We start from the raw sequence: 11,685 nt of genomic DNA, 5'->3' as shown, positions 1-11,685 counted from the left end.
GAGCAGCGCACTCACTGCCGTCCGTTCACCGTACGGGCTCTGACGAGAGCTCAGGTCGTGACCGGATGCACCCGGTCCCCCTCCGGGGTGCGCTGCTCGCCTGTGTCTTTTTGTTGGATATCGCCACGGGCATGCTGGTGCCCTCGGCGGCGGCGGAGCCAGGCGGTACTACCGCGTCACCGCCTGGCACCGCGCTGTGGCCCCCTCCCCCAACTGCCCCCACCTGTCCCCCCGGAGTCGTCCTTGCGCGCATCACGAAAGATCCGTCGCCTGCCCAGCGTGCTGATGACGCTGGCCCTGACCGCCCCCGGACTCGCCGTCGGTATAGCCGCAGGCACCCTGGCGACGGCGGTCCCGGCTGCGGCACTCGGCAACGGGAGCGCCCTCACCCCGCCGATGGGCTGGAACTCCTGGAACTCGCTCGGAACCGGCGTGACCGAGCAACAGGTCAAGCAGACCATCGACTTCATGTCGGCCAACGGCCTGGTCGCGGCCGGCTACAACACGGTGACCATCGACGACGGCTGGTCGCTGTCGCACCGCAGTGACCAGAGCACCGACCTGGCGAAGAACTCCTACAACGCGATGCAGTTGTACGACGACAACGGCAACCCGGTCCTCGGCACCGACGGCACGGGCAACGACCCGACCTCGGGTCACCTGGTCCCGAACGCCGCCTACCCGTCCCAGACGGTGAACGGCCAGAGCGTCAACGGCATCCAGTACCTGGCCTGGTACGCCCACAGCAAAGGTATGAAGTTCGGCCTGTACGGCACCGACACGTACACCACCTGCCAGGGCCACCCCGGCAGCCTCGGCCACGAGTCCACCGACGCCACCGACTTCGTCTCCTGGGGCGTCGACTACGTCAAGTACGACGACTGCCCTTACGGTCCGCAGATCACCGGCCCGGACGGGCACAACTACTACACCCAGGGCGAGGGCAAGGAACTCACCCAGTCCATGTACGCCCGGGTGCAGACCTTCCAGCGCGCGCTGGACAGCGCCTCCGCCGCGCAGGGCCGCCCCCGGGTGACGCTGAGCGTCTCGGCGCAGCCGGTGCACAGCGGCGTGCCGTACCTGCTGAACGCGAACGACCCGGCCCGTACCGACCCGGTGATCCTGGCCGCCGGCACCCCGCAGTACAGCGCCCCCGGTTACGCCCCCACCGGCACCTGGTGCGGTCAGGTCGCCAACCTGTGCCGGATCGGCGGCGACCGCGACAGCGAGATCAACGGCATCCTCTACAACAGCCAGTTGCAGACCGCGCTGCAGGACTCGGGCAACGTACGGCCCGGCAGCTGGAACGACATGGACATGATGTTCACCGGCTGGAACGACCCCTACGGCGTGTACGGCGTCACCGACAACAACGTCAGCGCCAAGTCGTTCACCGACGACGAGTCGCGCACCGAGATGTCGATCCTGTCGATGATGGCCTCGCCGCTGATCTCCGGCGCCGACCTGCGCAACGCCGCCGACTCGCAGCACAGCTACAACGGCGTCAACTGGACCACCGGCATCAACAGCGACAGCCTGGCGATCTACAAGAACGCCGATGTGATCGGGATCGACCAGGACAGCCTGGCCAAGCCCGCCACCCTGGTCGGCAGCGCCCCGGACTCCGCCACCGCGCCCGTGGTGCTCAAGCGCCAACTGGCCAACGGTGACACGGCGGTGCTGCTGGTCAACCAGGACCCGACGTACAGCCGGACGGTCAGCACCAGTCTCTCCGCGCTCGGCCTGACCGGCCCGGGATACTCCGCCAAGGAGCTGTGGAGCGGGTCCGCCGGCAACGTCACCGGCGCCATCAGCGCCTCGCTGGCTCCGAGCGCGGTCGCCATGTACCGGCTCTCGCCGCTGCCCACCACGATCCCGGCCACGGTCGTCGGCGACGGGAAGTACCACACCGTCGGCGCCGGCGGCACCGGCGGCCAGGTCCTCGAGGTCTCCGGCACCTGCAGCTCCCCGGTCGGCGCCTCCGCCGACGTCAACACCTGGTGGCCCACCCACACGTCCGAGCAGTGGACGTTCACGACCAACCCCGACGGCACCGTCCGGATCAGCGACAACTGCGACACCGGCACCCAGGTGCACACCGTGCTCGCCGCCGGAACCGCGCCCGGTAACAGCGCCTACCTGCTCAACTACTCACCGGGCAACGCCTGGCAGGAGTGGCGGGTCCTGCAGAACGCCGCGAGCGGCGCACTGACCGTCACCAACGTCGCCACCGGCCTGGCCCTCGACACCTCCGCCGCCACCGCCGGCTCGACCGTGGTGACCAACCCGGCCAACGGCACGGCGCCCGGCCAGTCCTGGACCCTCCGGTCCTGACACCACCGGACCACCGGGCGGGCGGGGCGCTGCACACCGCAGCGCCCCGCGCCTTCCGTTCGGCGGCCCGGCCCGGGCCGCGCGAGGCTCCGGCTCCGCGCGCCCGACGGACGGCTCCGGGGTCAGGGCTTCTCGAGCGCGGGCATTCCGAGGTTGCGCATCCGCAGGACGCGCGTGTTGACCCGCATGAAGGGCTGGATGAGGGTGTCCACCACCACCAGGAAGCACACCGTTCCGATGCCCACCGGCCCGCCCATCAGGTAGCCCGTGAGCAGCAGGACGCCCTCCAGGGACATCTTGGCGATCCACAGCTGCCAGCCCCACTTCTCGACCATGGCGATCGCCAGCAGGTCCATCGCCCGGATGCCGACCCCGCTCATGATGATCAGCGACGAGGCGTAGGCGCACAGCATGGTGGCCAGGAGCATGATCGCGAAATGGGTCAGCGGCAGGAACCGCGCCGGTTGGAGAGCCCGCAGGACGTCGATGATGCTGCCGCACATGAGGAACGTGACGAACGGCAGCACCACGGGACGGCGCCGGTACCAGAGCGACCAGATGAGGATGCACACCGCCGCGATACCCGCCTGCGCGATGCCCACCGTCAGCGGTACGTGCTTGAGCAGCCCGAGCGAGAAGACGTCGAGCGGGTCGGTGCCGAGATCGGAGTAGATGAAGAGGTAGCCGCCAAGCGAGAAGAGCAGGCAGCCGCTCAGGTAGGTGGCGAGTCGGCGGGCCGATGACCTGGACCACCGAGGTTCGCGTATGGACTGGTTCGTCGATGACACTGGGTGCGCCTCCTGTTGGCGATGATGACGGTGAGTACCGAGCGGTCGGAGAACGGGTGGCGGAACGTCCCGTCAGGTGGTGAGAACCGCCGCCGCGAGCACGACGTTGAGCACGACGACGACTCCGGTGACGAGGACGGCGGCAACCGTGGTGGCTCGGGTGTTGACCAGCGGCCCCATCAGCTCCGGCGCACGCGTGAAGCGGATGAGGGGTACCAGGACGAAGGGGATGCCGAAGGAGAGGACGAGCTGGGACCAGATCAGCGCCTGGGTCGGATCGACCCCGACGGCCAGTACGACGAGTGCGGGCAGCGCGGTGATCAGACGGCGCAGCAGGACCGGCAGCGAGCGGCCGATGAACCCGGCCATGATGACCTGCCCCGCCAAGGTGCCGACCGAGGTGGAGGCCAGCCCGGCGGCGAGCAGCGCGAGGGCGAAGGCGAGCGCCGCCCCTCCCCCGAGCAGCGTACCGAAACCGGCGTGGATGCTCTCCAGGGTGTCGACCGCGATCGGGCCCGCGTGGAACAGTTTCGCCGCGACGACCAGCATGGCCATGTTCGCCAGGCCGGCCAACCCCAGCGCCACGAAGACGTCGAGACGGACCTGGCGGAGCAGCCGGCGCGTCCGGTCCGGGTTCACCGGCCGCACCCGGCCCACTCCCCGCTCCCGGCCGGGCAGTTCGATGACGTGACGCCGCGTCAGATCCGAGTGTACGAAGACCACGTGCGGCATCACCGTCGCGCCCACGATGCCGCCGGCGATGAGCAGCCCTGCGGAGCCGGGCAGCGTGGGCAGCAGCCCGCCGCCGAAGTCACCCGGCCGCACTCCCGCCCGCAGCAGACTCCAGGCGAAGCCCACCAGGATGCACGCCAGGCAGGCCGCGATCACCGCCTCGAACTTGCGCTTGCCCCGGGTGTCGAAGGCGAGCAGAACGAAGGAGAAGACGGTGACCAGGACTCCGCCCACCACCAGCGGCAGCCCGAAGAGCAGCGACAGGGCGACGGCGCCACCGATCACCTCGGCCAAGTCGGTTGCCATCGCCACGAGTTCCGCCTGGACCCAGAGCCCCCACACCACCGGCCCGGGGTACCGCTCCCGGCACAGCTCCGCGAGGTTCCGACCGGTCGCCAGACCGAGTTTGGCGGAGAGGAACTGGACCAGCGTCCCGACCAGGTTGGCGACGACCACGACCCAGAGCAGTTGGGAGCCGAAGTCGGCCCCGGCCACGAAGTTGGTGGCGAAGTTGCCCGGATCGACATAGGCGATGGCAGCGGCGAAGGCGGGCCCGACCATGACCAGACCCCGTGCGCGCTGCACCAGCACGCTCCGTGGCCGCCGGACGGGGAGCTGGTCGAGCACCTCTACCGGTGGAGGTGTCATCCGGCCCCACCCGCCCGACCCCGTGGCCTGCGCGGGTCGGCGCGATCCGTCCAGCAGGTGTCCGCGTTCACCGAGTGCTCTCCCTTGTCCGGTACGTCCGACGTCCCTCCACGGCCTGCCCCCACCGAGTCAGCCGGATCGGCGGGGTGCCCCCTGGTAGACGCGGAGATGGGTGTACGCGAGGCCGATCAGCGGCACCTCGACACCGCGCTCCGCAGCCCGCGCGGCCAGGTCCCCGAGGATGTGGTCGGCCTCCACCGGGCCGCCCCGCCGCAGGTCGCGGTAGAGCGAGGAGGCGGTGTCCGCCCCCGCCTCGGTGACGGTGGCCAGCATCCGGCTCCGCGCCGCCTCACCGACCGGGTGACCGGACGCGGCCGCGACGGCCACGCACTCGGCCACGACGCGTTCGGCGAAGGCACGCCCACCCGGGGCCGCGACGACCTCACCGATCAGCCCGCGCATCAGGCAGGTGACCGCGCCGACCGCCGCCACGTACACCCACTTCTCCCACATCTCCTGCCGAATGTCCTCGGAGCGGCGGACGGTGAACCCGGCGTCGCGCAGCTCCGCGTCGATCTCGTGGACCCGCGCCGGCCCCGGAGCGCGGCAGACACCGTGGACGAGCTCCTGCCGGCCGCCCAGCTGGCGGATGCCGCCGTCCGGGTCGAGCGTGGTGGTCACCTGGCAGACTCCGCCCAGGACCCGCTGGTCACCGAAGTGACCGGCGAGGAGCTCGACATGCCGCAGACCGTTGAGCACCGGCAGGATCGCCGTCTCCAGGCCGACGGCCGGCGCGATGTCCTCGACGGCCTGCTCGAGGGCGTAGGACTTGACGGTCAGCAGCACCAGATCGTAACTGTCCGTCAGCTCCCCGACCGTGACCAGCTTCGGGGCCAGCCGCAGGTCTCCGTTCGGGCTGTTGATCACCAGCCCGCCGGATCGCAGCTGCGCCGCCCGCTCCGGCCGGACCAGAAACGTCACGTCGCGACCGGCCTCGGCGAGCCGTCCGCCGAAGTAGCCACCGGTCGCGCCCGCTCCTACGACAAGTACCCTCATCTGAACCCTTCGCACTGGCACGGAACCGGACGGCACGCACAGACCCGCACCCGGTCGGGTCCGGGCGGGCGGGAATCAGGTCGGCGGGTATCAGGCCGCTCGGCCTCAGAAGTCCACCAAGGCCATTCCGCGTTCGTCACGTCCCTTCACCGCCGGCCAAGGGCTCAGTCGGAAGCCGTCCAGGGCGGCGGCCGCGGCGGCGACGATGTCATCGGCCATCCCGCCCAGGGCGTCGGCGTCGCGGGCGAAGCGCTCGGCATCGTCGATCCCGGCCATCTCCAGCAGCGCTACACCGCCGCGCAGTTGGCGCCCCAGCCAGCCCAGCGGGTCCCGGCTCAGCTCCTCGTCGTACAGGCGCTTACGGCCCTCGCCGTTCGGCATCTCCGGGTGCCAGTGCATCCGGTCCTGGGCTCCCGGGGCGGACTCCAGCAGGTCGAACCGGCAGACCCCCCGACTGATCGAGAGCGCGCGCGACGCGTAGATCGACCCGGGGAGGGTGTCCCTCTCGACGATCCGCAGCTCCAGCCGTACTCCGCACTCCCTGCCGTCCTGAAGGCGGTTCGGATTGAGGAAGTCGAGACCTTCCACGCTCATACAGAGCCTGTTCGCTATGAAGATTCGCATGTCCGACAGCGAAACAGAGCGTCGGCAGAGCTGTCAACGGACCATCGAATAGGCAATCGGTGACCGGAACGGAGGAATGCGGACGGTGCGGTTGGGGATTCTCCCAACCGCACCGTCCACGACTCCTCGTCCTCAGGCCTCTCCTTTTCGAAAGGTCTCCCTTTTTCGACTCCGGCGGCTCCTCGGTCCGGCGAGTACTTCCGGATATCAGGCCCTGGGCACCGGCAGTCCGTTACGGATCCGGTGTTCACGGAATGCCGCGTGCTGACCGGCCAGCACCGTTACCGCCGACAGCGGCCGGGCCGTGCAGAGCAGAGCGAAACCGGCGGATTCGTCAGCGGGATAGAACCGCCGGGCCGCCGAGTGCTCGACCTGTCCCTGTTCGATCCGGGCCGCGCAGGAGGTGCACCACCCCTGACAACACGTCCGGGGGAGCCAGAGTCCGTGCCGCGCGGCCGCGTCCAGCAGGAATTCCCCCGGCCGGGCGGCAATCGTCGAAACGGTTCCCTGGAATTCGATCCGGACCTCGAAGCCGGGCCCGTCAGGAGTGGTCGAACGGCCGGTTCCTGCTCCAAGGTGCGTCACCGACTCCACCCCGCTTGAAGTGTCCGGACGGACGCGCCACCCCGTCCCTTTCCATGCTGAGCAGTTCGATGAACCACGCCTCGTGCTCGATCTCCTCGTTGAGGATCCGCATCGCCAGTTCGTAGGTCCGGGGGTCCTTGCCGAAGGTCATGTCGCAGATCTCCCACCACGAGCGCACCGCGCACCGCTCGGCCTCCAGCAGCACGGTGAGAATCTCGGTGGCGTTCGCCGGGCTGGTGGCGTCGTCGCCGTCGTTGCCCCAGCTCAGCCGGCCGTTGTTGGTGTTGGGCAGATAGGCGTCCGGGCAGCCGGCCCGGTCGGCGAAGTCCCTGATGTCGAACGGGATGGTGCCGCCCAGCTCGAAGATCCGGGGCGTGATGAGCTCGAAGTGCGAGCGGTCCTCCAGCCGGGCGTCCTCGGCGATCGCCTTGTAGTCCTCGTTACCGGCCAGGAAGTGCCGCAGCACGGTGTAGTAGTAGTACGTCGTGAACTCGGCGGCGGCGGCGTCGATCAGCTTCTCCCGCAGGGCGATGACGTCCACCCCGCGCTCCTCGAGCTGCTCGACACCCGCCCGCCTGGTCAGGTCACCCTCGCCCACCCGCCCCTGGTAGGAGCGGGACGGGGTGAAGCCGCCGGCCGACTGCGCCACCGCCGGGGCCTGCCCGCGCGCGGCGCGCTCGGCCTGCTGGGCGGCCTTGCGTCCGCCGCAGCAGCCGTCGGTCCGGGTCTGACCGTCGGTTCGGGTCTGGCCGTCGCTCCGGGCCTGGGAGCCGCTGCGGGTCGCGCGCCGCGCGTCGGACACCTCCCGGGCCTCCCTGGTCGTGATCTCCCGTGTCTCACCGTTGACCAGATACCGGTCGAACGCCTCCAGCGGGCTCATCCCCGAGCGCACGGCGTCCCGCAGCGCCTCCTCCTTGAGGGCTACGGCTGATGCCTCGTCCGCCACCTTCGCGGCGACCTCCTGCGGCACGATCACCACGCCCGACCCGTCGGCGACCAGGTAGTCGCCGGGGGCGATCCGCACGCCTTCGATGTGCACCGGGTCCTTGCCCCAGCTGACCCAGTCGCCGCGCTGGATGAAGCCCTGCGGGCGGACGAACCGGGAGATCACCGGAAAGTCCATGTCGTGCACCGAGTGCAGGTCGCGGGCACCACCGTCAATGAGCGCGCCCGCCGCACCCTGCGCCTGCAGCGCGGTGATGGAGAGGTCACCGAAGATCGAGGCGTCGATGCCGTTCATCTGCACCACGGCGATATGGTCGCCGGGCACCGAGGAGAGCATCTCGAACAGCCCCCGCGCGCTCTTTCCGTGGGAGACCGCGAGCGGGTTCGGTGTGCACTCGACGGGGTAGACCGGCCCGACCATACGCATGCTGGGGTCCGGGAACAGGAAATTACCGGAAAGGCTCTGCTTCACATAGCCCAGCCCGTCGAGAATGTCGGTCAGCGCACCGGTGTAGGTCTCCCGCAGCTTGGCGACGATCGCCGAGTCGACGGGCCACTGCCCGTCGGTCCTCCCGCCGGCCTTGCCACTGCTCTTCTCATCGGCGTTCGCGTTGGTAATGTCACTCATCTTCGTCGACCCCTTGATTCGATGGGACACACGTCTACTGAATTTGACGGCGAGTTTGACGGCGAGCGGGATCCCGGGATTTCACCGGCGCTTGTTCAGGCTATCAGTGGGCATTGCGATCCGGAACAACCCGTTCTCCCGGCGCCCTTCTGAGACCGTGTTAGCATCGGTCACCGTCTTTCTTCGGCATCCGATTGAACTGTCCCCGTTGGAGGATTCTGATGTCTGCCGGATCGGGCCCGAAAGACCAGTACCGTTCCAGTTTTTCCAGCTGGGACGGCAGATCCAGCGTCCGGGCGAAGCCACGGCGGATACTGGAGGAACTGGAGAACGGAAAGGTGTTCTTCCCGCCGGAGCTCGTTCCGGTGCTCTACCACCCGCTGGTCCGGGATCAGGAGCAGGAGGTCATCAACAGTCTGCTGCTGCAGCGACTGCACATCTACCTCGATTTCACGGCGGATCTCGAACAGCTTCTGGTCGCCCCCGTCACACAGCTCATCAGCCGCCGCCGGAGCGGCTTCGAGCTGCCTGCCGTGATGCTCCGCGATTCGTACAAGATATGCACCGACGAGGCCTGGCACGCCCAGTTCTCCGACGATCTGCAGTCCCAACTGATCTCGGCCACCCGGGAGTTGCCGACAACCTCCGGCGAGCCCTACTTCCTGTCCCGGCTGCGTACGCTGAAGGCCGGCCTCGATCCCGCCCTCCGCCCGCTGGCCGATCTCTTCTTCACGGTGGTCTCGGAGACGCTGATCTCCAGCATCCTGTCCGGCATTCCGAAGGATCAGCGGGTGTGCACCGCCGTACGGGAGACGATCGCCGACCATGCCGAGGACGAGGGCCGCCACCATGCCTTCTTCGCCCAGTTCTTCGAGCATGCGTGGCCACAACTGACCTCCTGCGAAAGAGACTTGATCGGCACCCTGCTGCCCGAGTTCGTCGTGGCGTTCCTTCGGCCCGACCTGGCCGCGACGAGCGGCATGCTCGGGCCGGCCCGCCTCGATCCCGACTCCGTCATGGGAGTCATCGAGGAGACGTATCCGGTCGCGCGGATTCAGGCGGACATGCGAGCGGCGGCGGCGTCCACGCTGCGCCTGTTCGACCGTAACGGCGTCCTCGAGTCGAACAGGGTCGCCGACTCGTTCTTCCGGAGCGGGCTGCTGGTGTGATCCGGGCCGGCCGGGTCCGCCCCACCCGGCCGGCCCCCTACCGGCGGACCCGCTAGGCGGGCGCCTGGCCGTGACCCAGGGGCTGACTCCGTACGTCGAGCAGGATCTTCCCCGTCGCCGTCCGGCCGGTCAGTGCCCGCAGGGCCTCACCGACCCGCGCCAGCGGGTAGATCTCGTGCACCGGGATCACCAACTGACCGTCGCGCAGCGCGTGCAGGGCCAGCTCGGTGCCGGCCCGGATCCGGGCCGGTGGCTCGCTGACCCCGCCGTAGCCGGCGATGGTGAGGTTCTTCCGGTAGACGGTCCGCATCGACAGCGTGCTGTCGGGGCCGGCGCTGGCTCCGTACGTGATCAGTCGGCCGTGATCCGCCAGCAACTCCACCGCAGCGGCGGTGAATTCGCCGCCCAGGGCGTCGAAGACCACCGTGGGTACCACCGGGTCCGCCTCGACCATCAGCTCCGCGGCACCGGACGCGCTGATCGGCGTGACCCCCGAGGCGGCGATCGCCTTCACCTTGTCGGGGTTGCCGGTCTGGCCCCAGACCTGTGCACCGGCCGCCCGGCACAGGCTGGACACCGCCTGGCCCACGCCGCCGGAGGCGCCCAGCACCAGGACCCGGTCGTGTGCGCGCACCGCGCCCACGTCCCAGGTGACCCGGATCGCCGTGGTACCGACCACGGCGGCGGCCGCCGCCGCCTCCAGGGCGACCCCGTCCGGCACCGGCACCAGGGCGTCCCTGGGCGCCAGCACCCGCCCGGACCAGGTACCGTCCCGGACGATGCCGAGGCCGCCGCCGTGCACGACGACCGGCCGGCCGTCGCACAGGCCGACGCCCTCGACACCGAGCGTGCGAGGCCGGACGGCGTTGCCGCCCACGCTGCCCTGGATGACGTACGTGTCAAGGGGGTTGAGTCCGGCGTAGTACATGTCGACCACAGCCTCGCCGGCGGCCGGATCGGACAGCTCGACCTCGGTGACCACCGGCACACCGCCGAGGTCGGCGAGCCGGGCGGCCAGGACACGAGATTTCAACGGTTCCTCCCGGAACTTCGAAGGCCCGCCCGGACGGCGGCAAGCGTTCTGGTGATGTCCGCGTCGGTCACCGTGCCCAGGTGCCCCACCCGGAAGGTCCGGTTGCCCAGCGCCGAGAAGGTGCCGCCCGGCAGGAGCACGCCCTCGGCGGCGACCGCGCCGAGGAACTCCTCCTCACGCATCCCCTCCGGCACGACGCAGACCGTCACGCCGTTGGCCCGCTCCGCCGGCTCTGCCGCCAGCAGCTTCACACCCAACTCGGCGAGCCCCTCGTGCAGCCTGTCCCGCAGCGCCATGTGCCTGCCGACCCGGGCCTCCCGGCCCTCGGCCAGCGCCAGGCGCAGGGCCTCGGACAGGGCGAGCACCAGATTCCCCGCCGGGGACTGGAAGTAGCCGAACTCGCCGCGTTCGGTGGCCGCCATGACCGGCAGCCAGGGAGCGAGGTCGAGCGAGTAGCTGCCCGGGGTCCAGTCGCGCTCACCCAGCCGTCGCACCGCTCGCTCGCTGAGCGCGAAGGTGGCGAGCCCGGGTGGCCCGGCCAGGCCCTTCGGCGGCCCGCCGAGGTAGACGTCCAGGCCCCAGGCGTCCAGCTCGATGTGCTCCGCGCCGATCGCCGACACACCGTCCACCAGGCAGAGCGCGTCCGACTGCCTTGCCAACCGGGCCAGTTCGGGAAGATCGGCCCGGACGCCGCTGCTGGAGTCGACATGTGCGACCAGCAGGGCCTGGTAGTGCCCACGGGACAGCAGCTTCTCCAGCAGCACGGGATCGGGCGCGCGGCCTACCGGGAACCTCGGTGCGTGCACCGGGACTTGGTGGCGCAGGCAGATCTCGCGCCAACGGTCCCCCCACATGCCGGTCGAGGCCACCAGGACGGGGACACCCGGACGCAGCAGGCTGACGACGATGCTCTCCATACCGTTGGTGCCGGTACCGGGCACCACCGCCACGCTCGCCGTCGTGGAACCGACCAGTGTGCGGAGCCTGGAGAGGCAGCGTCCGAACTCCGCGATGAACTCCGGATCGGTCAGCGGCGGTGCCGGGTCGCCCAGGCGTTCCAGGACCGAGGGCGCGGGGCGGGTGGGGCCGACCACCATCGCCAGCGGCGTCACCGGGTCCTTCAGGTCCATCCCCTGGGACGTT

The 11,685-nt window shown here is 69.9% G+C and carries 9 protein-coding genes; 2 read left to right on the top strand and 7 right to left on the bottom strand.

The genetic code is table 11. The features are described 5' to 3' along the window. Positions 1 to 243: 243 nt before the first annotated feature. Positions 244 to 2,334 carry a hypothetical protein gene (locus P3T29_RS01100; RefSeq protein WP_280714274.1) on the top strand — a complete coding sequence of 697 codons (2,091 nt, stop codon included), beginning with the start codon at positions 244 to 246 and terminating at the stop codon, positions 2,332 to 2,334. Positions 2,335 to 2,456: 122 nt separating this feature from the next. Here P3T29_RS01100 and P3T29_RS01095 read toward each other — a convergent pair whose 3' ends face one another. From P3T29_RS01095 to P3T29_RS01075, 5 genes are all read right to left on the bottom strand, one after another. After that, entirely contained in the window at positions 2,457 to 3,122 is a 666-nt protein-coding gene (locus P3T29_RS01095) for a hypothetical protein (protein WP_280714273.1), read from the bottom strand. A gap of 72 nt (positions 3,123 to 3,194) precedes the next feature. After that, the gene (locus tag P3T29_RS01090) at positions 3,195 to 4,502 is read right to left on the bottom strand and encodes an Nramp family divalent metal transporter (protein WP_280714272.1); all 1,308 of its coding nucleotides are present in this window, start codon (positions 4,500 to 4,502) and stop codon (positions 3,195 to 3,197) included. Positions 4,503 to 4,631: 129 nt separating this feature from the next. Next, positions 4,632 to 5,558 carry a ketopantoate reductase family protein gene (locus tag P3T29_RS01085; protein WP_280714271.1) on the bottom strand — a complete coding sequence of 309 codons (927 nt, stop codon included), beginning with the start codon at positions 5,556 to 5,558 and terminating at the stop codon, positions 4,632 to 4,634. 105 nt (positions 5,559 to 5,663) lie between these two features. Continuing rightward, a complete protein-coding gene (locus tag P3T29_RS01080; RefSeq protein ID WP_280714270.1) occupies positions 5,664 to 6,182 on the bottom strand; it encodes a hypothetical protein in 519 nt (172 codons plus the stop codon). A gap of 541 nt (positions 6,183 to 6,723) precedes the next feature. After that, complete coding sequence (locus tag P3T29_RS01075) at positions 6,724 to 8,340, bottom strand: ferritin-like domain-containing protein (protein ID WP_280714269.1); 1,617 nt, start codon at positions 8,338 to 8,340, stop codon at positions 6,724 to 6,726. Positions 8,341 to 8,561: 221 nt separating this feature from the next. Here P3T29_RS01075 and P3T29_RS01070 point away from each other — a divergent pair, with 221 nt between their 5' ends. Beyond that, complete coding sequence (locus P3T29_RS01070) at positions 8,562 to 9,509, top strand: diiron oxygenase (protein WP_280714268.1); 948 nt, start codon at positions 8,562 to 8,564, stop codon at positions 9,507 to 9,509. Positions 9,510 to 9,561: 52 nt separating this feature from the next. On the opposite strand, the gene P3T29_RS01065 is transcribed toward P3T29_RS01070, so the two are convergent. Together P3T29_RS01065 and P3T29_RS01060 are read right to left on the bottom strand one after the other, a co-directional pair. Then, the gene (locus P3T29_RS01065) at positions 9,562 to 10,542 is read right to left on the bottom strand and encodes a zinc-binding alcohol dehydrogenase family protein (RefSeq protein WP_280714267.1); all 981 of its coding nucleotides are present in this window, start codon (positions 10,540 to 10,542) and stop codon (positions 9,562 to 9,564) included. Continuing rightward, positions 10,539 to 11,672, bottom strand: coding sequence for an aminotransferase class V-fold PLP-dependent enzyme (locus P3T29_RS01060; protein WP_280714266.1), 1,134 nt, complete (start codon positions 11,670 to 11,672; stop codon positions 10,539 to 10,541). Before P3T29_RS01060 ends, P3T29_RS01065 begins: the two co-directional genes overlap by 4 nt. Positions 11,673 to 11,685: the final 13 nt, after the last annotated feature.

It is taken from the genome of Kitasatospora sp. MAP5-34, from assembly GCF_029894335.1.
In the GTDB taxonomy this organism is placed as follows: domain Bacteria; phylum Actinomycetota; class Actinomycetes; order Streptomycetales; family Streptomycetaceae; genus Kitasatospora.
Note: the sequence above shows the minus strand (reverse complement) of the source record. Positions and strands in the feature narration are given on the sequence as shown.